This is a genomic window from Streptomyces sp. DSM 120436, assembly GCF_055778765.1.
Map to the genome: position 1 here is coordinate 170,427 of NZ_JBSKBS010000002.1, position 23,856 is coordinate 194,282.

Genomic DNA, 23,856 nt, shown 5'->3' on the forward strand with positions numbered 1-23,856 from the left:
AGCGATCACCGCGGCGGACGGACTTCGCGCAGCGTTCATCCCATCGGGTTTCCCGGGCCGTCCACGGCGGCGGACCCGTGGTGACGTCAAGGTTCGCCACCGCTTAGCTCCTTCGGGTCACCACCGGGGCGAAGGACGGGCGCCCGGTCACGGCCGCCGGTACAAAGGCCGCCATGACTGAAGATCACACGGTGGTGCGCCCGGACGGCGGTTTCTCCCGGAGAGGTTTCGCGGCGGTGGCCGGTACCGCCACGGTGGCCACCGCCCTGACCGGCGGTGCCGCCGCGGCTCTGCCCGCACCGGCCGCACCGGCCGCACCGGGCGACAACCGTGACACCGACTTCGACCGGTGCCTGGCCGTCGCTCGCGCACTGCTCGTCCTGGACTCCGACGACCGCCCCCTCGTCCCGCGTTACCAGAGCGTCCTCCGGAAGGGGCTACCGGCTCAGCGACGGACACGGCCCAAGAACGTCCTGGTCATCGGTGCCGGCCCGGCCGGTCTGGTGGCCGCCTGGCTGTTGAAGCGGGCAGGCCACCGGGTGACGGTACTGGAGGCCAACGGCAACCGGGCGGGCGGACGCATCAAGACCTTCCGGAGCGGCGGCCACGAACGCGCCGAGCAGCCCTTCGCCGATCCCCGCCAGTACGCCGAGGCGGGCGCGATGCGCATCCCGGGCAGTCATCCCCTGGTGATGGAGCTGATCGACCAGTTCGACCTGAAGAAGCGGCGTTTCCACTACGTCGACGTCGACGGCGAGGGGCGTCCTGCCAACCGCACCTGGATCCATGTCAACGGTATCCGCGTGCGGCGCGCCGACTACGCCCGCGCGCCCCGGCGCGTGAACCGGTCGTTCGGTGTCCCCCGGGCCCACTGGGACACCCCCGCCGCCGCCATCCTGCGCTCCGCGCTGGACCCGGTGCGCGACGAGTTCAGCCGCGTCGGCCGCGACGGCAAGCGGGTCGACAAGCCGCTCCCGGAGCGGCTGCGGGGCTGGGCCCGGGTGGTGCAGCGTTTCGGTGACTGGTCGATGTTCCGCTTCCTCACCGAGCACGCCGGACTCGACGAACGGACCATCGACCTGATCGGCACGCTGGAGAACCTCACCTCCCGCCTCCCGCTGTCCTTCATCCACAGTTTCATCGGCTCCTCCCTCATCAGTCCCGACACACCCTTCTACGAGCTGGAGGGCGGCACGGCCGTACTGCCGGACGCCCTGCTGGAACGCGTGCGCAAGGACGTGCGGTTCGACCGCCGGGTCACGCGCATCCAGTACCACCATCCCGACCGCCCTTCGCCGGACGCCGGGCACGTCCGGAGCAAGGGTCCGCACGTGTGGGTCGACACCGTGTCGGAGGGCCGCGGCGGCCCCGTCGTACGCGAGCAGTTCACCGCGGACGTCGCCGTGGTCACGGTGCCGTTCTCCGGACTGCGCCACGTGCAGATCGCCCCGCCCCTGTCGTACGGCAAGCGCCGGGCGGTCTGCGAACTGCACTACGACAGCGCGACCAAGGTGCTGCTCGAGTTCAGCCGCCGCTGGTGGGAGTTCGACGAGGCGGATTGGAAACGGGAGCTCCGCACCGTCGACCCGGGTCTGTACGACGCCTACCGCACCGGTCGCGCCGCCACGGACGGCAGCCTGCTCGGCGCCCACCCCTCCGTGCCCGCCGGGTACATCACGGCGGCTCAGCGCACTCACTACGCCGCCAACCGCTCGATCGCGCGCGACCAGCCGGAGGCGGTCGACGTCGTGGGCGGCGGCTCGGTGTCGGACAACGCCAACCGCTTCATGTTCCACCCCTCCCATCCGGTTCCGGACAGCGCGGGGGGTGTGGTCCTGGCCTCCTACAGCTGGGCGGACGACGCTCTGCGCTGGGACTCCCTGGACGACGACGCACGGTACCCGCACGCTCTGTGCGGTCTCCAGCAGGTCTACGGCCAGCGCATCGAGGTCTTCTACACCGGCGCGGGCCGCACGCAGAGCTGGCTGCGCGACCCCTACGCCTACGGGGAGGCGTCCGTGCTCCTGCCCGGGCAGCACACGGAGCTGCTGCCCGCCATCCCCGTACGCGAAGGGCCGTTGCACTTCGCCGGGGACCACACGTCCGTCAAACCGGCGTGGATCGAGGGAGCCGTGGAGTCCGCCGTGCGTACCGCATGGGAGATCCACACCGCATGAACCGCGCGGTCCGCTCGGCCGGGGTCCCCCCCTCGGGACGCCGGCTGCGCGGCCGCCTTCCCGGCTGCCGTGGCCAGGCCTTTCCACGCATGAAGCGCCAGGACTCGCGCCGGGCGAAGGCCCGCGCCGGCGCCGCCCGGGTGACCCGGTCGATCGTCTTCACCGCCGTCGCGGGACGGGCCGGCGGCCTCCACGTGGTCTCCCCGTGGATCTCGGTGCCGAGGTCCGCCGGATCGGCTTCCGCGACGCGGTCCCGCTCGGACCCGGCGATCACTGTGCACACCTCGAACCCGGCGACGACCTGGTCAGCGGCGGCCCCGGGAGGGACACCGTCGAGGGCGGCCCGGGCTGCGACGTCGCCCTCCGGCAGGTGTCCAACCGGAGCCGGAGGTGCTGCCACAAGCCGCACAGCAGGAACGAAGAACACGATCCACAGCCATGAAGTGACGAACCAGCCATTTTCGGCCCTCTCCCAAGGGAGCAGGGGGCGAGGGACGGAGAGGGGGCAGACGGGTAGACATGAATGGCACACGACTCCGACAGAACGAGCAGAGCACACAGGAAGCCCGTGCTCGGGGGACCATGCGGATCTGGCGGTGGGCCAGATGGCCGGCACTTCTCCTCGCGATCGGCTGGGCGGTCAGCTGGGTCGGCAGTCTCGTCCGAGGTGAACAGGGATGGGATCTGTGGTGGCCTCTGGTGAGCGCCGTCATCTGGACGGGGGTGACCGTGAACGGTTTTGTGACCTATCGCCGCATAAGGTCGACGACGCTGCCCGCCCTCACCGGCCGGCCGTCTTCCTGACCGTCCAGGCCCCGCCCCCGGGTCGGCCCGCTTCCTGTCCTCGCGCACCCTTCGGCACCCGGACTGGACCCCCTTCGCGAGCGGGAGCCCGCACAGGCGGACGGGTCCTGAGAAGGGGCCCGTGGCGCGGGTGCCGCACCTTCCTGTTGATCCTGGCCGAGACGGCCGACGGCCGACAACCACCGGTTCTGGTCCGTACCAACCTCTTGCCCTCGCTCCCGTCACGCCGCAAGCTCCCCTCATGGAGCTGGAGTTGCGGCATCTGAAGACGATCAGGGCGATCGCGGACGCGGGCAGTCTCACCAGGGCTGCGACCGATCTGGGTCTGGCGCAGCCCGCGTTGAGCGCACAGCTCAAGCGGATCGAACGGGCCCTGGGCGGAACGCTGTTCGAGCGCGGGCGGCATGGGGTACGGGTCACGGCGCTCGGTGAACTCGTCCTGGAACGCACCCGTATCGTGCTGCCCGCGGTGACCGAACTGCAGCAGGAGGCGGCACGGTTCGCCCGCACCCCGCGTGCGACCGCCTGCTTCCGGCTGGGCGGTACCCACGGTCCGCTGCTGGGCGCGTTGGTGGACCGGCTGGCCGATGCGGTACCCGATGCCCGGGTCACCACCTGCACCTCCTGGTCCGAGCGTGAACTGGCCGGGTTGCTGGCCGAGGGGCGGCTGGACTTCGCGCTCGCCGGGACCTGCGGTTCGGCTCCTCCGCCCGGCGCCGAGGACCTGGTGTGGCGGGAGGTCGCGGTCGACCCGGTGTTCGTGATGCTCGCGGCCGGTCACCCGCTCGCCCGCCGCGCGGAGTTGGACCTGGCGGAGCTGGCCGGCGAGGAGTGGGCCTGCGTGCCCGGCGACGGCTGCTTCGGCGACTGCTTCACCGCTGCCTGCGTCCGCTCCGGGTTCACGCCCCGGCGGATGTACGAGACGGACACCGCGGCCCTGGTGCACCTCGTCCAGGTGGGCCGGGCGGTCGGGGTGTGCCGGGCCACCTTCCCCGACACACCGGGAGTGGTCACCCGGCCGCTCGTGGGGACTCCTCTGACCTGGCGACACCTGCTGGGCTGGCACGCGGGGACTCAGCGGGACAGTACCGCCGCGACCGTGCTGGCCCGGGCCCGGATGGCGCACGCCGGGGTGGCGGTGGGCAACAACAGCTACACCACCTGGTCGTCGGCCCACCGCAGCCCGGCGCCCCCGGCCCTTCCATAACACCGGGCAGAGGGTCGACCGACGTCTTACGGGGACCTGCCGGCCCTTCCTACGGTTTCGGCACCTTCCCCTCCGGAACCGAGGAGATGCCCCATGTCCTCCCTGCTCCAACGACACACCCGAGCCCGGGCCAGAACCCGGGCCGGTGCCGTGGGCGCCGCGCTGGCGGCGACGGCCGCGCTGCTCGTGGCCGGGCTCAGCGGCTCCGCGAGCGCGGGCACGACCCCCGATGACGCATCCGGCGGCGCCCCGTCGGCCGCCGACACCCTCCGCACCGACGCCGCCCCGCCCGCCCTGCTGAAGTCCATGGAACGTGACCTCGGCCTCGACCGGAAGCAGGCGGAGCGGCGGCTGGCGAACGAGGCCGAGGCCGGAGCCACCGCGGGCCGTCTGCGCGCCGCGCTCGGCTCCGACTTCGCGGGCGCCTGGGTGGCCGGCGCCGAGTCCGGCACCCTGAGGGTGGCGACGACGGACGCCCGGGACGTACCGGTCATCGAGGCGCAGGGCGCCGAGGCCACCGTCGTACGCCACTCCCTCACCGAACTGGACGCCGCCAAGGCCCGTCTGGACCGGGCGGCTGCCAGCCGCGACATCACCGACGCGCCCGTCTGGTACGTCGACATCCGCACCAACCAGATCGTCGTGCAGGCCGCACGTCCGTCCGCGGCCCGCGCCCTGCTGTCGGCGGCCGGGGTCGGCACGTCCCTCGCCCGCGTCGAGAAGTCGGCCGAGCAGCCCCGCCCGTTCTACGACCTGCGCGGCGGCGAGGCGTACTACATCAACAACAGCGGCCGCTGCTCGATCGGCTTCCCCGTCACCAAGGGCACCCAGACCGGCTACGCCACCGCCGGGCACTGCGGCCGGACCGGGAACAGCACCAGCGGCCACAACCGGGTCGCCCAGGGCACCTTCCAGGGCTCGACCTTCCCGGGCCGCGACATGGCCTGGGTCGCCACCAACTCCAACTGGACGGCCACACCGTACGTGAAGGGCGCGGGCGGCCAGAACGTCCAGGTCACCGGCTCCACCCAGGCCCCGGTCGGCTCCTCCGTCTGCCGCTCCGGCTCCACCACGGGCTGGCACTGCGGAGTCGTCCAGCAGCTGAACACCAGCGTGACCTATCCCGAGGGCACCATCAGCGGCGTCACCCGCACCTCGGTCTGTGCCGAGCCCGGCGACTCCGGCGGCTCGTACATCTCCGGCAGCCAGGCGCAGGGCGTCACCTCGGGCGGCTCGGGCAACTGCAGCAGTGGTGGCACGACGTACTTCCAGCCGATCAACCCGCTCCTCCAGACCTACGGCCTCACCTTGAGGACGACCGGCGGCGACGAGGAACCGCCCGGGGAGGAACCGGGCGGCACCTGGACGGTCGGCAGCGTCTACCAGGCGGGCGACACGGTCACTTACGGCGGCGCCGCCTACCGCTGCCTCCAGGCCCACCAGGCCCAGACGGGCTGGGAGCCCCCGAACGTGCCGGCGCTGTGGCAGCGCATGTGAGCCACGGCTGACCTGCCCGACGGGGGACGGACCGGCCCCGGGCGCGCCCCGGCGGCGGCCCGGGGCCCGGGCCGCCGTTCGTCCTGTGCCCGTGACCAGCAGGGCCACCCCGCCCTCCGTGCGGACAGCTCCCGGGCACCGCCCTCGCAGTTCATCCGGTACGCCCCACGAGGGCCGCTCCGTTCCCAGGGCCGGCCCGGGATCCCCCGAGCGAGCTACCTGGTCTGTCCTCCCCGGGGTGACGCGCGCCACCGGTGGTCCCTTGTTGACTCGCATCGTCAACACGACGGCCGGACAAGGCCGACCAGCCCAGTAGCTGAGGACAACACCATGACCACGACACGCAGTTCCACGCAGCACGGTTTCCCCAGAGGCCGCCGAATCGCCGCAGCTCTGCTGGTTTCCACGCTGGCTGGAACCGCACTGACCGCGTGTGACGCCGACGCCGAGGGCTCGCAACCGGCCAGGAGCTCCGGCAGGAACGTCGGCGAAGCCGCGGGCGACGCCACGATCACTTGGGGCAAGTGCCCGGCCCAGGCCGGGGGACAGACCCGTGACCCCCACCTGGCCTGCGGAACGTTGGAGGTGCCGCTCGACTACCGGAACCCGAGCGGCATGAAGATCGACGTGGCGGTCTCCCGGCTGTCCACCGCACAGCCCGGAAAGCGGCGCGGCGTCCTGCTGCTGAACCCCGGCGGGCCGGCCCTGGGCGGTCTCGGCATGCCCGAGACGATGGCGTCCACACTGCCGAAGTCCGTGCTGGACCGCTACGACCTGATCGGTTTCGACCCGCGCGGCGTCGCGCACAGCACCCCACGGAGTTGCGGTCTGCAGGACCCCGGCGTACCCGGCCTCTTCCCCTACCCTGCCGCGGACGGCTCGATCAGCGAGAACGTGGCCCTGGCCAAAGCCGTCGCCAAGCAGTGCGCCGACGCGGCAGGCAAGAGCCTGCGGCACTACAACACCGCCAACACCGCCCGCGACATGGACCGCATCCGCCAGGCGCTCGGTGAGAAGAGGATCTCCTACTGGGGCCGGTCCTACGGCACCTACCTCGGCGCGGTCTACCGCTCCCTCTTCCAGGACCGCACCGACCGGATGATCCTGGAAGGCAACGTCGACCCCACCAAGGTGTGGGCCGACCAGGTGGCGGGCACCTGGGGCAGGGGCATGGCCGACCGGTTCCCCGATGCCGCCCGCGTCGCCGCGGCGCAGGCCGGAACCCTCGAGCTGGGCACGGACGTCGCGCAGGTGACCCGCGCCTACCTCACCCTCGCCGACCGGCTCGACCGCACGCCCGCAGCGCTTCCCGGCGCGTCGGTGCCGCTGGACGGGGCGCTGCTGCGGAACATGACCTACGCCCTGCTTCTGCAGAACAACACCCTTCCCGTGCTCGCCAAGTTCTGGAAGGCCGCCGACAACCTGGCCCACGGCAACACCACGGCCGCCGACACCGCGGTCCTCAAGGAGGTGTTCGCCGAGACACCGACGTCCCCGGGCGTCCCCGCGGACAACCAGGCCACCATGTTCCTGGCTCTCACCTGCGGCGACGCCGAGTGGCCGCACGACGTCGACGGTTATGCCGCCCGTACCGCCGCCGACCGCGAGAAGTGGCCGCTCACCGCGGGCATGCCCGCCAACATCTGGGCATGCGCCTACTGGGACAAGCCGGCTGAGGCGACTGCCAAGATCGTGAAGGGCGGCCCGCGCAACACCCTGATCCTGCAGAACCGGCGGGACAACGCCACCCCGTGGGAAAGCGGCGTCGGGCTGCGCAGGTCCCTCGGCGACGGCTCCGTCTTCGTCGGCGTCGACAACGGCGGGCACTACGTCCACGGCGAAGGCTTCGCCTGCGCCGACAAGGCCACCGTCGGCTTCCTGGTGACCGGCCACCTGCCGGACAAGGACGTCTACTGCACCGACGTCACCCGGAAGTGACCCGCCGGAACGCAGTGCTTCCCTGTCCGGCCGGGACGGTGAGGCGTGCGGGTCTGTTCCGTAGTCGGTGGTGACGGTGAGTGCTCGCCCGTGACCATTGAGCGTGCATGACGCGAACGAGCTTGAAGGAACGGCGTTCTCGGGATCCCCGGCGTCGGTCGTCGAGGATGTGGCGGACGGTGGCGAGACAGTCCGGGCCACGGCTCGGACCCGGGATGTTCCCGTTCCCCCGGCCGAGGGGAGAGAGGCCGCCACCACACGCGAGCGCCGACAACGGGTCCACGCCCTGCGCGAGCGCGGAGCCGGCCTGCTGGAATGCGCACGGCGCCTGAACCCCGCCTTGAACACCGTCAAGCGCTACGACCGTGTCACCGAGCCCGAGCACCTCGTCCGTGCTCCCGAGCACCGGCCCGCCCTCGTGGGTCCCTACCGCGCTCGCCTGCGCAAGCGCCGACTGGAGAACCCGGCCGTCCCCGTCACCCATCTCCTCCAGGAAACCGGGGAGCCGGGCTGCACCGGCAACTCGAACCTGCTGGTCCGCTGCATCAGCCAGGGGCGTGCCGAGGCCGACCGGCCCGCCCTCTCGCCCCGTCCGCCGTCGGCGTGGCCTCCTCCGCGTCCGTGGTCGGCGTGCGGAGTGCGCCGGCGGCCGGAACGGTGGGGTCGAAGACGATCTTGATGGCACCGTCCTGCTTCTTCTGGAAGGTCTCGTACGCCTCCGGCCCGTCCTCCAGGGAAAGCCGGTGGGTGCGCAGGTCCAGCACGCCGAGCGGGTCGGCCGGGTCGCTCACCAGGGGCATGAGGTCGTCGGTCCAGCGGCGTACGTTGGCCTGTCCCATGCGGAGGGTGATCTGCTTGTCGAACAGCTCCAGCATCGGCATGGGGTCGACGACGCCGCCGTAGATGCCGGACAGGGAAATGGTTCCGCCGCGACGGACGGTGGAGACGGCCAGGTGCAGGGCGCCGAGGCGGTCCACGCCGAGGTTCTTGATCAACGGGCGGGCCAGCGCGTCGGGCAGCAGGTTGGCGCCCTTCTGGATCACCTCGGCGGCCTTCGAACCGAGCGAGCCGTGGGCCTCCATCCCGACCGCGTCGATGACGCTGTCCGGGCCCCGGCCGCCGGTGAGGTCGCGGACCGCCGCGGGCAGGTCGTCGACGTCGCGCAGGTCGAGGGCGGTGACGCCGTGGCGGCGGGCCATCGCCAGCCGCTCGGGCACGAGGTCGACCGCGATGACCTGGTCCGCGCCGCGGTGGCGGGCGATGCGGGCGGACATCTGCCCGATCGGCCCCAGCCCCAGGACGACGACGGAACCGCCCTCGGGGATGTCGGCGTACTGCACCGCCTGCCACGCGGTGGGCACGACGTCGGAGAGGTAGAGGTACCGCTCGTCCGGCTCACCGTCGTCAGGGACGGGGATGGCTCCGTAGTGCGCCTGGGGGACGCGGAGGTACTCCGCCTGGCCGCCGGGGACGTCGCCGTAGAGCTTGCCGAAGCCGAGCAGCGAGGCCCCCGTGTTCTGCTCGCGCACCTGAGTGGTCTCGCACTGGCTCTGCAGCCCGCGCGCGCACATCCAGCAGCTGCCGCAGGAGATGTTGAACGGGATGACGACCCGGTCGCCGGGCTTGACGCGGGTGACGTCGGAGCCGACTTCCTGGACGATGCCCATCGGCTCGTGGCCGAGTACGTAACCGGGGTCGACGAACGCCCCCAGCGGGCTGTAAAGGTGCAGGTCGGAGCCGCAGAGGGCGGTGGAGGTGACCTTGATGACGACGTCGGTCGGCTCGATGATCGCCGGGTCCGGGACGTCCTCGACGCGGACCTTCTCCCTGCCCTGCCAGGTCAGTGCACGCACTGCGTCCTCCCTTCGTCATGGCGCCGCCGACCGTGCGGGGACCCGCGGGCACAGCGCTGTGTTCAGGCACGACGGAGCTGGCCCTCGTCGGGCCTTCCCGCCCCCGCCTCCACACTGCGAGGGCCGGTGGACGACGGGCCTCGTGGAAGGTCACGGCCCCGGGGGTCGCAGTCCGGGCCGAAGGGGGAAGGGGTCCCACGCCGGTTCCCGCTCATGCCTCCACCATGTCAACGGTCCCGGGCCGCCGCACCCGGTGGCACCGGCCGCACTCACAGCCGCGATCACCTGGGACGGGTGCTCCGCAGCGGCCCGGTCGCCGGTCCCGAGGGCGTGGCGGAGCCGGCCGCCGACCGGCACACCTCCGGGCGCTCACGGCCGCCATGTCCGCGGCGCCCCTCACCGCCGTCACGCGGCATGACCGGACACCCCGGCCTTCCGGGCGGAGACTCCCCCGCCGTCGCGCCGCGGAAAGCGACCCCGCCGTACGAGATCCGGAGCGAAGAGACCGATCACATCGCCCTGCACGGGGGAAGCACACTGGAGGAGAGCTGACGCCGCCGGCTTTCGCGCCTGCCCACCTGGGCAGTTCCTCGCAGGCCGGGGAGCGACGTGACCCCCGACAGCGTGACACGGAGATGTGATGGCGAACCGCGTGTACACCATCGGGCATTCGACCCGCACCTTCGATGACGTGCTGTCCATGCTGCAGAAGAACGAGATCACCCACCTGGTGGACGTCCGTTCCTACCCGGCATCGCGCAGGTTTCCGCAGTGGAATCAGGACGCGATCGTCGATGCTCTCCCTCCAGCCGTCCAGTACCGGTGGATCCGAGAGCTGGGCGGCAGGCGGCACACCCCCAAGGGCGTCGAGAGCGTCAACACCGCGTGGCGGGTGAAGGCATTCCGGGACTATGCCGATCACATGATGAGCAGCGAGTTCGTGAGAGGGCTGGATGAACTGCTCGACCTCGCCGCGCACGGCCGGCCGGTGATCATGTGCAGTGAGGCCGTGCCGTGGCGCTGCCACCGCAGGCTCATCACTGACGCACTGCTCGTCGCCGGTGCGGAGGTCACGCACATCATGTCCGCCACCGTGACGAAACCGGCGTTCCTGAACGAGTGCGCGCACGTGCACAACGGTCGCATCACCTACCCTGCGCCCTGTGGTGAGTGAGATGAGCACGGACATCGTCGCAGAGGTCCGCGAGGCAGTGGCAGCCATCCCAGCGGGCAGCGTCGCTTCCTACGGAGACATCGCTGAGTGGATCGGAACGGGGCCTCGGCAGGTGGGGCGCGCGATGGGCCTCCTCGACGGAGGCGTGCCCTGGTGGCGCGTGGTCCACGCGGACGGCGCACCCGCGACGTGCCACCAGGGTCAGGCCCCTCGGCTGCTGGCCGAAGAAGGGACACCGATGCGCGGCGCACGGGTGGACATGCGACGGGCGCGGCACCGCGGACGGACGCCTGTCCCGCCATCGCCGTGATCGCGAGGCGGCCTCGTTGCTGAGCCAGGGGCGCCGTGGTGCGGTCGGGGGCCGTTCCGGCCGCCTGCGCCTGCTCGGTCCGTCGCCGGCCTATTCGTGCTCCGCCTGCGGCTCCGTGGTGCTGTCCGGGGGCGTTTCGGGTTTCGTGCGGAGGATCTCGCGGGCCTGTTCCGCGGCGCGCGCGGTGCTCTCGGAGACGAAGTCGAGGAAGCGGGCGATGTTCTCCAGGCGGGTGGCGGCCGGGGTGCCCGGGACGAGGACGTGGACGCCCTGCCGTGCGGTCTCGACGATCCGGGCGATGGAGCGGGCGCTGGCCATCATCGACTGGTACCAGACGTCGTCGTCCACGACATAGCGCTCGCGGCGGCCCTCGCCCTGCTCCCGGCGGACGAGGTCCTGGCTCTCGAGGAACGCGATCGCCTTGGAGACGGACGCCGGGCTGACCTGGAGGCGCTGGACGAGTTCGGCAGCGGTGAGGCTGCCCGCGTCGGAGAGGGTGAGGCAGGCCATCACCCGAGCCGTCATCGTGGACATGCCCGAAGCCATCATGACGGTGGTGAGCGTCTCCTCGTACTCGCGCACCGCCTCGGCGTCGCGCCCGTAGGCCTGCTCGGGCGCTCCGCTCCGCCGGGACGCGGCCTGCCGGCGGCGGTGGGCACGACGTTCGGTGGCGCGTTGGGCCAGGTCGGCGCGGTAGGCGGCGGGGCCGCCGTTGCGCATCACCTCGCGCGTGATCGTCGAGGTCGGGCGCCCCAGACGCCTGGCGATCTCCGCATAGGCGAGGCCTTCGGCCAGTCCCAAAGCGATCTGCTGACGTTCCTGCTGGGTGAGTCTGCCTCCCGGCATCACGGTCTCCTTCGTGCTCTGCGACGGTCCTCAGCTTCTCGATCGTAGCGTCCGACCTCATACCATTGCAACGGACTCGATGACTCGCATTGCCTTACCTTTCAAATCGTTGCAACGATTTCATGCACGCTAGCTGGGTATACGGCATCCTCAAGCAACAAGTATGTTGCTTATTCAGTGAACGCAACGTAGCTTTTCCTGTGCCGGAAAAACGAGTCACAGGAGATCACGATGCAGAAGTTCGACACCCCCACCCCCGTCTCCGCCGTCCTGGACGTCCAGGCCGGGCGGGTTCAGGTCATCGCCGCCGACCGGACCGACACCCTGGTCGAGATCCAGCCCGCCGACCCCTCCAGGAGCCGGGACGTGAAGCTCGCCGGGCAGACCACGGTCGAGTACGCCGACGGCATCCTGCGGATCACGGCCGCGGCGGCGACGAAGAGCCGGCTCCTGGGCCCGTCCGGCTCCGTCGAGGTGACCGTGCGCCTGCCCGCCGGCTCCCGCGTCGAGGCCAGGGTGGCCGACGCCGAGTTCCGGGGCGTCGGACGGCTCGGCGAGGTCGCCGTCGACGGATCCCGCGGCCGGGTCAAGCTCGACGAGGCCGCCGACGCCCGCCTGACCGTCCTGGCCGGGGACGTCACCGTCGGCCGGCTCACCGGCCCCGCGCAGATCAGCACCCAGCAGGGCGACATCCGCATCGACGAGGCCGTCCGCGGCACGGTCACGCTGCGCGCCCAGCAGGGCCGGATCTCGGTGGGAGCCGCCCGTGGCACCTCCGCCACCCTCGACGCCGGCACCTCCTACGGCCGCATCCGCAACACCCTCCACAACGCCGAGGGCGCCACGGCCGGCCTGACCATCCACGCCACCACCGCCCACGGCGACATCACCGCCCACAGCCTGTGACCCGCGCCCGGACCACGCGGCACTCCCCTGGCCGGCTCGTCCGTCGCGGCGAACGGGCTGCGCACGGCGTACCTGGAGAAGGCCGTCCGCGACGGCGTCGGCCTGTCCGTGCCGGAGGGCACGAACCGCATTCGCTTTCGAGCCGGACCGCTTTGCGGCGCCGCGCGACGAAGATGCGGGGCGCCGGGACACGGGCGATCATCTGAGAGAGGCGGTTCCGAGTCGTCCGCCGACCGCCGCCCATGCCGCCTTCGTGCGCCTCCCTGACCGCGATCCGGGACGGAGTTCTCCATGCCCAGGAACGGCGGGGCACAGCCTGCCCGCACGAACTGCCGGCCGTCCTTACGACCGCTCCTGCGAGGTCCCGCGGCGGGAGGACGGCCGGCGTCTCCCGCCCCGGAATCGTCCCGCCGAGCGGCGGAGCCGACCGGGTGGCCTCCCGGCAAGGGGCGCACGGGAGTCCGGTGCTCCCGTGCGGACCGCCTCGGGAGCGTCGGCGAGGTCGAAACCCGCGAAGGCGATGACGTCGGTGGCGACCGTACGGAGGCTGCAGGCCGGGGAAGTACGCTCGGAGTCGGCTGCCCCAGCCGCCTCTGTGGTGATCCCCGTCGCGAGTTCCAGCGAGTGGTCGGCGGCGCGTCGGCGTGTACCGCGGTCGTCGAGCCCGTCGACCAGCGAGGCGATGACGTCCCTCAGGCCGTGCGACGGCTGCTGGAGCCATCCCCGGGTCTCCGCGTCGGCCGAGGCGAGGAGACGCGCCAGCATGAGACAGCCGGCGCCCAGCAGGTCGAGGTGCTCCGCGTCCTCCTACCGCACGACGGCCTTCGCCCGCCCCGTCAGCACCCGCCGGGTGACGCGTGTGTCGGTCCGCTCGGCGCGGCGCAGTTCCATGCCGAAGGGCCGACCCGGTCCGATGCGTGGGGCGGCCTGCGGCGGCTGGACGTGCTGGCGGGCGACGTGCTGTCGCTGGCCGCGGACGCGACGGCCGCACGACGGCACGTCGACACCGTCGTCGCCGCGGTCCGGCCCCGGCGAGGAGGGCGCGCCGTGATCGGCGCCGCCCGCGGCTTCGCCCTCGAGGAAGTGGACGGAACGGTGACTTTCCTGGATCCCCTGTGGAGTGACGAGCGCGTACGCATGAACAACGAGGGGGGCTGCGCCCCGGACGGCCGCTTCTCCTGCGGTTCGACGTTCCACTGCGGTTCGACGTCCTACGACGGCAGGGAGGGGGCCGTCTCCCTGTACCGCCTGGACCCGGACGGCGCGACGACGGCCGTCCTCGACGCTGTGACGGTCTCCCACGGTCTCGAGCGGAGCCCTGACGGGGACCGCGCGTACCACGCCGACACGGCGGCGGGCCGCGTCGGCGTCTTCGACCACGACCGCGGGCACGAGCTGGGCGGACGGCGCCCGTTCGTCACCGTGCCGGAGGGCGACCGCGGCCCGGACGGGCTGACGGTCGACGCGGAGGGCGGCGTGTGGGTCGCCCTGTACGGCGGCGGCGCGGTGCACCGGTACACCCCGGACGGCGCACTCGACGAAGTCGTGGAGCTTCCGGTCGCCGAGGTCACCGCGTGCGCCTTCGGCGGACCCCGGCTCGGCCGGCTGTTCATCACCACCTCGCGCGAGCACCTGGGCCCCGGCGCCGAGCCGGCGGCGGGCGCGCTGTTCGCCTGCGCGCCCGGGTCGCCGGGGACGCCGGTGAGGGAGTCCGCCGGATGAGCGCCGCCGGCGCCCCGGCGGGGCCGCACGGCGAGCGGTCCCGGACGCTGCTCGTTCTCGGCGCCCGCGGCGACCTCACGGAAAGGCTGCTCCTGCCCGGTCTGGGCAGCCTCGTCGCGGCGTCCGGGCTGACCGGTCTCCATCTGGTCGGCAGCGACCGGGGCGAGGGCAGCGACGAGGAATGGCGGGCACTCGTCGCGCGGGCGTTCTCCGAGGGCGGCGCGAGCGGTGCGGCCGTCGACGCAGTCGTCCGCGACACGCGCTACGTGGCCGCGGACGCCACTGGCGCGGACGACCTGCGCGGTCTGCTGGCGTCCTGCGGCGGCCGCCTCACGCTGTACTTCGCGCTGCCGCCGGCGGTCACCGTCGAAGCGTGCCGGGCGCTGGCCCGGATCGGTGTGCCCGAGGGGACGCGCCTGGTGCTGGAGAAGCCCTTCGGCACCGACGCGGCCAGTGCCACGGTGCTGAACGAACTGCTGCACGGCTTCGTGCCCGAGGACCATGTGCATCGCGTCGACCACTTCCTCGGCATGTCGACGGTGTTGAACATCCTGGGCGTCCGGTTCGCCAACCGGGTCATCGAACCTCTGCTGACCTCGGAACACGTCGAAGCGGTCGACATCGTGTTCGACGAGACGCTCGGTCTGGAGGGCCGGGCCGGCTTCTACGACACGACGGGCGCCCTGCGGGACATGATCCAGAGCCATCTGCTTCAGGTGCTGGCGCTGGTGGCGATGCCCGCGCCGAGCGCGTTGGAGCCGGTCGACGTACGGGACGCCAAGGCGCACGTCCTGCGCGCCACCCACGTCTGGGGCGACCGTCCCGAGCGGTTCAGCCGGCGCGCCCGCTACACCGCCGGCACGGTCGGCGGGCGCTCGCTCCCCTCGTACGCCGACGAGCCGGGTATCGATCCGGCCCGGGAGACCGAGACCCTCGCCGAGGTCATGTTCGCGGTCGACACCTGGCAGTGGGCCGGCGTGCCCTTCCGGGTCCGCTCGGGCAAGGCGATCGGCACGCCCCGGCAGGAGGTCGCCTTCTGGTTCAAGGCTCCCCGGCACGTGCCGGACGGACTCACCGGCGCGGTGCCCAACAACCGGCTGCGCCTCGGCATCGGCCCCCACCGCCTGCAACTGGACCTCAATGTCAACGGGGCGGGCGATCCGTCCACCATCTCCCCGGTCACCCTGGACACCTCTTTCGCCCCGGGCGAGCTGCTCGAGTACGGGGAGGTGCTCCGGGGCGTGCTGGAGGACGAGAAGCCCTTGTCGGTGCGCGACGACATGTCGGTCGAGTCGTGGCGCATCGTCGAACCGGTGCTGGACGCCTGGCGCGACGGGCGCGTCCCCCTCGACGCGTACCCGGCCGGCAGCGCCGGCCCCGGGAGCTGGGAGGACCAGAGGCCGTGAACGGACCCACGGACACCCGGCCGACGGACCGGAATCGGTTCGTCCAGCTGACGCCGAAAGGGATCGGGATCGTCCGCCGCTGGGCAATGGGCCCTCACCACCGGCAGCTTCCTGTTCGGCTTCGACACCGGAACCATCTCCGGCGCGCTGCTGTTCATCCGCGACGACTTCGGACTGAACTCCTTCGAGCAGAGCTCGGTGGTCGGCGTCCTCCTGCTCGGCGCGGTCGCCGGTGCGCCGGCCGGCGGGAAGATCCCGGACCGCTACGGGCGGCGGCCGTTCCTGGCCGGCCTGGGGGTGCTGTCCTTCCTCGGTGTCGTCGTCGCCGCCGTGGCCACCGGTTACCGAACGCTGCTGCTCGGCTCCCTCGCCGGAACGGCCGTCTCCATCGCGCTGCTGGGCGTCGCGTCCGCCGCGGAGCTGAGTCCGCTGCTCATGCCCGTCTTCGTGATGCTGTACATCGTGGCGTTCGGGATCGGCCTGGGCCCGGTGTTCTGGGTTCTGCTCGGCGAGGTCTTTCCTCCGGTTCAGCGCGCCGAGGGGCCGGGCGCGGGCGCGACCGTGAACTGGCTCTCGAACTTCGTGGTGAGCCTGCTGTTCCTGCCCGTGATCTCGGGCGTCGGGGAGGGACCGACGTTCTGGATCTTCGCCGTGATCTGTGTGCTCGGCGCGGTGTTCGCCGCCGAGCGGGTCCCCGAGACGCGCGGAAGGCACATCGACGAGGTGGGGGAAGACCTCCGCCGGCGGTGGACGTCCGGGCACGGTGACCCCCTCCCCCGGACCGGGGGACGGCGCGGAGGGCGGCGCCGTTCTTGGGCCTTGTCCTGGGACTGCCGAAGGACATCGGGCAGATGCGCGGATCCGACGCCCGTGAACCGCCGCGGGAGCGAGGGCTCCTACTGTCCGGCGGAGGAACGCCCCAGCTCGCGCAGCGCTTCCACGACGCGGTCGGTGATCTCCTCGGGAGCACCGGACACGTCGACCGTCACTCCCGCCTCGTCCGGCTCCAGCGGCTGGAGTACGGCGAGCTGGGAGGCGAGCAGTTCCGTGGGCATGAAGTGCCCCTGTCGGCGGGCCAGCCGCTCCTCGACGAGGGCGCGGTCGCCGGTGAGGTGCACGAACACGACGCCAGGAGCCGTGGCCCGCACACGGTCGCGATAGACCCTCCGGAGCGCCGAGCCGCTGATCACCCCGCCGCTCCCCGCCCGATCGCGCGCCCATGCACCGAGGGCGTCCAGCCAGGGCCCGCGGTCCTCGTCGGTGAGCGGGGTGCCGGCCGACATCTTGGCGATGTTGCCCTGCGGGTGAAAGTCGTCTCCCTCGGCGAACGGAACGCCGAACCGGGCCGCGAGCAGGACACCGATGGTGGTCTTGCCCGTACCGGTGACCCCCATGACCACCACGACCTGGGGAGTGCTCATGACGTCCTCCTCGCTCCGGTGGGGGCGGGAGCCGGGATCTGACAAGGGGGCGAAGGCGCCATGACCCGATCGTCTCAGGGAACTGGAATTCCGGCAGGCCCGGCGCCGCGCGTCGGGTTTCCCCGGGGGCCGGTGCTCCTCGTTCGCCGTGCCCGATGACGCAAGGCCGCTCGGACCCGACTCGGGCCGACCGTCGCCGGCTTCGCCCCTCCTCCGGCACCCTGCGGGACGTACGGCTCTGTGTCGTGCGTCGCGGCGACCGAGCAGGGTACGGCGGGGCTCGCCCGTCCCCTGCTCGTGAACGTCTCCCCAGGGCGCGGAAGGCGGGAAAGGTCGGACGGGTGGCATGGAGAAACCCTCGGCGGCGTTTCGTGCAGGGGTGGTCGCCGGGAACATGGCATTGACGACCGCCCCGGCTCCGGCATGAGGAGCGGGGCCGCGGTGGCCGTGGTCAGCCTCCGTGGACGGTGAGCCGGTAGCCCTCGGGAGACCATCGGCGGCTGGGCGGCCGGCAGCAGAGCACCTGCGGCCGGTCCGAGGCGTCGGCCCCGGACCGCGAGGCTGTGGATGCGGCCCGGTACGCCCGGCCACCCCGGCGCTCCCCGACCGCATTGTCAGTTCGGCGCACTAGGGTCTCCGATCACAGTCGTCGTGTGGACGGCTGCTCTGTCGACCGGGCATCAGAAGCTGGTGGAACCATGGGGTTCGGGGCAACGTACGCGGACTTCTCCGTCGACCCGGCCCGAGTGGCCAACGCCGACGTCAGGCTGCACAGGGCCCGATCCGCCGGGTCGCACCTGGCGCTGAGTGCGGGTGGGAGCGTGGCGCTGGAGTTCGAGGTGGCCGACCCGGAGGACGTTCCGCAGGTGACCCTCACCGTCACCGCGCTCGTCTCCAAGGCCGGGAGATCGCTGGGGTACGCCCCGATGGACGTGCTTCTGCAGGGTGAGCCGGTGGCCGTGGATCTGACCGTGCCCGGAGGCGGGGACCTTCCGCAGGACAACGTCTTCGCCGTCCCCGGGCCTCTGCTGAAGCCGGGCGCCAACACCCTGGAGATACGTTCCTCGGCCGAGGCGAGCACCATGCTCTGGCTCTACCGGGTCACCCTGGACCCCGTCTGGGAGCGCGGCCGTTCGGAGCGTGCCCGGACGGCGGCGGCCGCCCGTGACTCGGTGTTCGCCTACCGTACGGAACTCCGGCCCGCCCACTCCTCCTCCGCCCACTGGCGGCCGGCGCCGCGGCTGCTGTTCCACCTCGACCGGGGCGAGCACTCGCTGCCCGCACAGCTCGGCTGGCGCGGCACCGACGGCGCCGAGACCGCCATCAGCTTCCAGTCGAACATGTCCGACTTCCACGGCTGCCGCCGTGACGCGAACGGCACGGTCCACGAGTACCGCGGCCGTCTCACCGGCCGCTGGGCACACCCGGAGGGCGTCGGGCAGATACCGGCGGAGTCCCTGCACCGTTTCCACACCGAGGAGGGGTGGGGCGGCGGCTGGCACCGCGCCCACGAGTTGCGGCTGCTGGTGGACGACGGCGGGTCCGCACTGGAGCGGGTGACCTGGCGGGACCAACGGGGCGGCTCCGGCGTGGTCGTCCTGCACGCGCTCGAGACCGAGGCCGAGGTGACCGCGGTCGAGGCGAGCGGCGAGCACTACGTGGCGGGCGAGGTCGCCCGCCACCTCCTCGACGACTCCCGCGGCAAGTGGCTGGTGGGCCACGACACCGCGCTGCTCGACTTCACACTGGCCCGCCCCGCCGCCGTCACCTCGTACGTCCTCGTGTCGGCGAACGACTACCCCGACCGCGACCCCCAGGACTGGACCCTCCACGGATCCCATGACGGCCGCGCCTGGACACCGCTGGACTCACGCACGGGTGAGATGTTCGACCGGCGTCACCTGACACGGGAGTTCCTCCTGCACGGCACGCCCAAGGCCCACCGCCACCACCGCCTGGAGATCACCCGCAACGCCGGCGCGCGCGAGACCCGGCTCGCCCGGGTCCGCTTCCTCGAGGGCCCTGCCGGTCAGGGCTTCACCGGCTACTACCAGCGCCCCAACGAAGGCCCCATCGGCTATCGCGGCACCTCCGTCGCCGTCGCGTCCCCCACCCGCCCTCCCGCCGCCGCTTCCCGCGTCGCCTCGGAGCTGGAGACCGCCGTGGCGAGCCTCACCGAGACGGCGCACGCCTTGGCCGGCCTGGCGGCGCGCCTCCGCGAGCGCTGACACCGGGCCCGCCGGGGGGGGACGGATCGTCCGGGGCGGGGCGCCGGCTCCACCGGGGACACGCGGACACCGTGCCGCGGGCCGGCGCGACGGCGCCCGACAGCCGCTCCCCCGCCTCGTACACCATGTACGGCACGCCGCCGTCGGGGCAGCTCCCCGGACCAGGCGGAAGTCCCTGGCCGGCGACGCCCCGGCAGCGGCGGTGCCGATGGCGGTCGGTCGCTGGTTCCGGAGGGCCCGTCTATGTCCCACGGCCTAGCCGGCACTCCTCATGGCGGACGACGCCGCAGGGCGTGCCGGGCGACATGATCGTTCACATGACTTTGTTCGAGCACGATTTCGTCGCAGCGGGTTCCGCCGAACGTCCCGTGGGGGTCACGGGCCGGATGCTTCAGATGATCACCGGTTACTGGGTCACCCAAGTGGTGCGCACCGCGGCCGAGTTGCGTATCGCCGACCATGTGGGGGAAACCGGTGCCACCGCGGCCGAGGTGGCCGCGGCGGAGTCCCTCGATCCCGACGCGGCCTTCCGCTTCCTGCGGGCCTGTGCCTCCCTCGGTCTGGTCGTCCCGGCCGACGGCGAGCGCTTCACCGGTACGCCCCTGCTCGACACCCTGCGCTCCGACGCGCCCGACTCCCTGCGGGACCTGGCCCTGTGGGGCGGCGCCCGGTCCCACTGGCTGCCCTGGGGGCGGCTGGCGGACGCCGTGCGCACCGGCGTCCCGCCGACCGAGGCGACCCTCGGTGCGCCCGTCTTCGACTGGCTCGCCGGCGAACCGGCGGAGGCCGAGGTCTTCACCAACGCGATGACCGCCATGACCCGCGGCCTGGCCCACAAGCTGGCCGACGTGATCGACCTGGCGGATGCCCGGGTCGCCGTGGACGTCGGCGGCGCCGGCGGGAACCTCGTCCAGACCCTCATGCGGCGGCACCCCGGCCTGACCGGTGTGGTCCTCGACCTTCCGCACGTGGCCGCCGAGGCCCGCGCCTCCGCGGACGCCATGGGTGTCGCGGACCGGTTCGACTTCGTCGGCGGCGACTTCTTCGAGGAGGTGCCGTCCGGGGACGTGCACCTGCTGAAGTTCGTCCTGCACGACTGGGACGACGACTCCTGTGTCCGCATCCTGCGCAACTGCCGGGAAGCCCTGCGCCCCGGTGGGCGGGTGCTGGTGATGGAGCTCCTCGTCGACCAGGCCGGCGCGCCCGGCCTGGAGCCGCTGATGGACCTCAACATGATGGCGCTGTCGACCGGACGGGAGCGCAGCCTCGACGAGTTCGGGCGGCTCTTCGAGCGGGCCGGGCTGGTACCGGTCCGGACGACTCCGTCCGCGTCCCGGGTCGTCGTGCTGGAACTCGTCCCGGCCTGAACCGGTCCGGCGTTCCGCACCCACCGGGCTCACCCGGCTCCCGAGCCGTCCTGGAGTCCAGTTCGCGCCCTGACCGGAGCTGGAGCGGCCGGGGAGGTTCCCGGCAGGGACGCAGGCCGCCTCCGGGGCGTCCGTCAGGAGGAGGCGAGGGTTCCCGAGGGGCGGATCAGGCCGCTCTCGTAGGCGAAGATCGTGGCCTGCACGCGGTCCCTGAGGCTCAACTTGCCGAGCACGGCGCTCACATGCACCTTCACCGTGCCCACCGCCAGCCCCAGCCGCTCCCCGATCTCCGCGTTGGTCAGGCCCGTGGCGACCAGTGTCAGCGTCTCCCGTTCGCGGGGGGTGAGGCTGTCCACGGCGGCCGTGGTCCGCGCGGGGACCGGGGCACCCTGGGCGAAGGCGGCTATCAGACGTCCCGTGACCGCCGGCGCGAGGACGCCGTCGCCGGCGGCGACGACCCGGATGGCGTTCAGCAGCTCGTCCGGGTCGGAGTCCTTGAGCAGATAACCGGAGGACCCGGCCCGCAGGGCGTCGTAGACGTAGGCGTCGAGGTCGAAGGTGGTGAGCACGAGGACCCGGACGGGGCTGCCGTTCTGGGTGATCAGACGGGTGGCCGCCAGCCCGTCCATGCCCGGCATGCGGATGTCCATCAGCACCAGATCGGGCTGGAGTTCGGCGGCCAGGGCGACGGCCGTGCCTCCGTCGGCCGCCTCACCGACCACGGTGATGTCGGGTTCGGCCGCGAGGATCGCCGTGAACCCCGCACGTATCATCGCCTGATCGTCCGCGACCAGCACACGGATGCTGATGGCCTCTCTCCTTCCCTCGCCCACGAGGGGCCGTTCACACGGGCCATTCTCCTACACGCGCGGGGAGCCGGCTGCCGTGCCCGCGGGGTGCGGCGCCTGCGGTGCCTTGCCGGCGTCGAGGCTGCCCAGGAGACCGCGCATCGCGGCCAGGGTCGCCCGGGTGGCGGCGGCGACGTCGTCCAGACTGCCCGCCTCCGCGGCGGAGACGACCCGGTCGGTCTCCCGGAGCACCGTCTCCCGCAGGCCGTCCGCCACCCGCCGGCGCTCGTCGTGGACCAGGCCCTCCGTGCTCGACAGCAGGGCCGAGAGCTCCGCGTGCCGGCGGTCCAGCTCCCGTCGTCGGCGCCTGTGCGTCAGCCATCCCGCCAGCCACACGACGGCGCATCCCGCGGCGAGGACGCACAGCAGCGGGACGAGGAGGAACACGACGCCGAACGGGTCGACGGGATCCCCGAGGAGCCGGCCGTCGGCGGCGAAGGAGGCCATGACGGCACTCGCGAGGGACAGGACGGCGGCGGGGACCGCGAGGAACGTCAGCCGGGGGCGGGGCGGGTACGCCGTCCCCGTCGGCGAGGGCCCGGCGTGCGGCGGGGTGCGCAGGACGCGGCCGTACGCGGCGACGGCGTAGACGGCGGCCAGTTCTGCGCAGCCGCCCCAGAGGAGACAGCTCGCGGCGGCCGGTGGCAGCATCCCGCCGTGGAGCGCCGCCGGCCACAGCAGGGCGGTGGCGCAGGTCGCCGCGAGCACCGCCCAGGGAGCGCTGCGACGGCCGAGCAGGGGCAGGGCGTGCACGGTCAGCAGCAGCGCGAGCAGCAGGCGGACCGACGCGTCGAGGTGGGAGTTGTCCGCCGCCTCCAGGGCGGCGCCCACCGAGGCCGCGGTGACGAAGCCGAACACCGCCGCGTCCGCGATCCGCTGCTCGCGGGTGAAGTTGCGCCGTCTGCCGGTGGGCACACCGCGGGCGGAGGACGGTTCGGGAAGCACGGCGTGCACGCGCCAGCCCCCGTCGGGCCGGGGTCCCGCGGTCAGTCGCCCGCCCAGGTCGGTGGCGCGCCGCCGCATTCCTGCCACACCGCGGCCGGAGCCGATGCCCAGCCGGTCGCCCGCGGCGCCGGGGGGCCTGCCGTTGTCGACCGTCAGCAGCAGGGCGCCGTCGGCCCGTTCCGCCCGGACGGCGGCCGGGGCGCCCGGTGCGTAGCGCAGGGCGTTGGTCAGGGCCTCGCGGACGATGCCGTGGGCCGCCTCGGCCGCGGGGCCTGCGAGATCGGCGGGCAGGGACACCGCGATGGGACGGCCCACCTTGCCGAACCCCGCGACGAGTTCCTCGATCGCCGCGGTCATCGGCCGGTCGGCCGGCGCGTCGTCCGCCCGCATGACGGTCACCAGCCGGTCGAGGGCGGACCGGGTCTCCTCAGCGGTGCGGCGCGCGAAGGCGAGGGCGTCCGTGACCAGTTCGGGCCTGCTGCCACCGAGCCGGCGGGCCGCCTCCACGGACACCACGACGGAGGTGAGGTGGTGGGCGCTGATGTCGTGCAACTCCTGGGCAAGCCGGTCTCGTTCGGCGCCCGCCGCCCGCTTCTTTCCCCGCTCGGCGCGGACCAGCCGCAGCATCGACACCCGTCGTTCGCCGCGCCAGTGCCGACGGCCCGCACCGAGGGCGGCCGCCACCGAGCAGAAGCCGACGGTGACGAACCAGTCGGGCAGGAGAGCGCCGCCGAACCCGTGCTCCGCGGCGCTCGACAGGAAGTGGACGGCGCAGGTGACGGCGGTCGCGCTCAGTCCCCTGGCCCAGTCGCTCAGAGCGGTGACGGAGAAGAGCGCCATGAGGACCGCCACCACGGTGACCAGGTTCAACGTGTCGGGGGGCAGGGCGAGCCGGGCCAGGACGGACACCGTGAGGGTTCCGGCGAGGGCGGCGAGCGGCGCCCGCCTGCGCTGTCCGAGCGCGAGCACGCAGGCTGCCGTGGCGGCGAAGGCGGTGATCCACGCGGCGGCTCCCGGAGCCGGTTCCGTCGTGCGGGCCGCGGCGCACCACAAGGCCAGTTGGGCGGCCGCCAGGAGAAGGGGCAGGAGCCAGCACCGGGTTCGGACCATTGACGCAAGTGTAGTGCCGGGGACAGGAGCGCCCGGTTCCGGGGCGTGGGCTTCTCGCCGGAGCCGGAGCCGGAGCCGGAGCCGGAGCCCAGGCCGG

Annotated in this window: 16 protein-coding genes and 1 pseudogene; 12 read left to right on the top strand and 5 right to left on the bottom strand. The window is 72.7% G+C overall.

What is annotated here, in order from left to right; all coding sequences use genetic code 11:
* Window positions 1–173 precede the first annotated feature (173 nt).
* The 4 genes from ACWH4W_RS22560 to ACWH4W_RS22575 all read left to right on the top strand — a co-directional run bounded on the left by ACWH4W_RS22560 (window position 174) and on the right by ACWH4W_RS22575 (window position 7,623).
* Window positions 174–2,177, top strand: coding sequence for a flavin monoamine oxidase family protein (locus ACWH4W_RS22560; protein ID WP_473077675.1), 2,004 nt, complete (start codon window positions 174–176; stop codon window positions 2,175–2,177).
* 1,045 nt (window positions 2,178–3,222) lie between these two features.
* Entirely contained in the window at window positions 3,223–4,188 is a 966-nt protein-coding gene (locus ACWH4W_RS22565; RefSeq protein WP_473077676.1) for a LysR family transcriptional regulator, read from the top strand.
* A gap of 93 nt (window positions 4,189–4,281) precedes the next feature.
* Complete coding sequence (locus tag ACWH4W_RS22570; protein ID WP_473077677.1) at window positions 4,282–5,685, top strand: alpha-lytic protease prodomain-containing protein; 1,404 nt, start codon at window positions 4,282–4,284, stop codon at window positions 5,683–5,685.
* Between the two features lie 330 nt (window positions 5,686–6,015).
* Complete coding sequence (locus ACWH4W_RS22575; RefSeq protein ID WP_473077678.1) at window positions 6,016–7,623, top strand: alpha/beta fold hydrolase; 1,608 nt, start codon at window positions 6,016–6,018, stop codon at window positions 7,621–7,623.
* Between the two features lie 545 nt (window positions 7,624–8,168).
* Here the strand turns inward: ACWH4W_RS22575 and ACWH4W_RS22580 are convergent.
* A complete protein-coding gene (locus tag ACWH4W_RS22580; protein WP_473077679.1) occupies window positions 8,169–9,476 on the bottom strand; it encodes a zinc-dependent alcohol dehydrogenase in 1,308 nt (435 codons plus the stop codon).
* 640 nt (window positions 9,477–10,116) lie between these two features.
* On the opposite strand from ACWH4W_RS22580, the gene ACWH4W_RS22585 reads away from it, so the two are divergent.
* Together ACWH4W_RS22585 and ACWH4W_RS22590 are read left to right on the top strand one after the other, a co-directional pair.
* A complete protein-coding gene (locus tag ACWH4W_RS22585) occupies window positions 10,117–10,650 on the top strand; it encodes a DUF488 domain-containing protein (protein ID WP_473077680.1) in 534 nt (177 codons plus the stop codon).
* Window position 10,651: 1 nt separating this feature from the next.
* Window positions 10,652–10,960, top strand: a complete 309-nt coding sequence (locus tag ACWH4W_RS22590) for an MGMT family protein (protein WP_473077681.1) — start codon at window positions 10,652–10,654, stop codon at window positions 10,958–10,960.
* A gap of 90 nt (window positions 10,961–11,050) precedes the next feature.
* Here ACWH4W_RS22590 and ACWH4W_RS22595 read toward each other — a convergent pair whose 3' ends face one another.
* Window positions 11,051–11,806, bottom strand: a complete 756-nt coding sequence (locus ACWH4W_RS22595; protein ID WP_473077682.1) for a GbsR/MarR family transcriptional regulator — start codon at window positions 11,804–11,806, stop codon at window positions 11,051–11,053.
* A 231-nt stretch (window positions 11,807–12,037) separates the two neighbouring features.
* On the opposite strand from ACWH4W_RS22595, the gene ACWH4W_RS22600 reads away from it, so the two are divergent.
* The 4 genes and pseudogenes from ACWH4W_RS22600 to ACWH4W_RS22615 form a co-directional block, all read left to right on the top strand.
* Window positions 12,038–12,712, top strand: a complete 675-nt coding sequence (locus ACWH4W_RS22600) for a DUF4097 family beta strand repeat-containing protein (protein WP_473077683.1) — start codon at window positions 12,038–12,040, stop codon at window positions 12,710–12,712.
* Between the two features lie 291 nt (window positions 12,713–13,003).
* The gene (locus tag ACWH4W_RS22605; protein ID WP_473077684.1) at window positions 13,004–14,434 is read left to right on the top strand and encodes an SMP-30/gluconolactonase/LRE family protein; all 1,431 of its coding nucleotides are present in this window, start codon (window positions 13,004–13,006) and stop codon (window positions 14,432–14,434) included.
* Complete coding sequence (locus tag ACWH4W_RS22610; protein WP_473077685.1) at window positions 14,431–15,840, top strand: glucose-6-phosphate dehydrogenase; 1,410 nt, start codon at window positions 14,431–14,433, stop codon at window positions 15,838–15,840. The genes ACWH4W_RS22605 and ACWH4W_RS22610 overlap by 4 nt, the downstream gene beginning before the upstream one ends.
* Window positions 15,841–15,996: 156 nt before the next feature.
* A pseudogene (locus tag ACWH4W_RS22615) lies at window positions 15,997–16,515 on the top strand (MFS transporter); the annotation flags it as partial.
* A 221-nt stretch (window positions 16,516–16,736) separates the two neighbouring features.
* Here ACWH4W_RS22615 and ACWH4W_RS22620 read toward each other — a convergent pair.
* Window positions 16,737–17,261: a gluconokinase gene (locus ACWH4W_RS22620; RefSeq protein ID WP_473077686.1), complete on the bottom strand. Its 525-nt coding sequence runs from the start codon at window positions 17,259–17,261 to the stop codon at window positions 16,737–16,739.
* 698 nt (window positions 17,262–17,959) lie between these two features.
* On the opposite strand from ACWH4W_RS22620, the gene ACWH4W_RS22625 reads away from it, so the two are divergent.
* Complete coding sequence (locus ACWH4W_RS22625) at window positions 17,960–19,489, top strand: alpha-1,2-mannosidase (RefSeq protein ID WP_473077687.1); 1,530 nt, start codon at window positions 17,960–17,962, stop codon at window positions 19,487–19,489.
* 317 nt (window positions 19,490–19,806) lie between these two features.
* Window positions 19,807–20,856, top strand: a complete 1,050-nt coding sequence (locus tag ACWH4W_RS22630; protein ID WP_473077688.1) for a methyltransferase — start codon at window positions 19,807–19,809, stop codon at window positions 20,854–20,856.
* A gap of 134 nt (window positions 20,857–20,990) precedes the next feature.
* On the opposite strand, the gene ACWH4W_RS22635 is transcribed toward ACWH4W_RS22630, so the two are convergent.
* Window positions 20,991–21,665, bottom strand: a complete 675-nt coding sequence (locus ACWH4W_RS22635; protein WP_473079234.1) for a response regulator — start codon at window positions 21,663–21,665, stop codon at window positions 20,991–20,993.
* Between the two features lie 51 nt (window positions 21,666–21,716).
* The gene (locus ACWH4W_RS22640; protein WP_473077689.1) at window positions 21,717–23,759 is read right to left on the bottom strand and encodes a sensor histidine kinase; all 2,043 of its coding nucleotides are present in this window, start codon (window positions 23,757–23,759) and stop codon (window positions 21,717–21,719) included.
* Window positions 23,760–23,856: the final 97 nt, after the last annotated feature.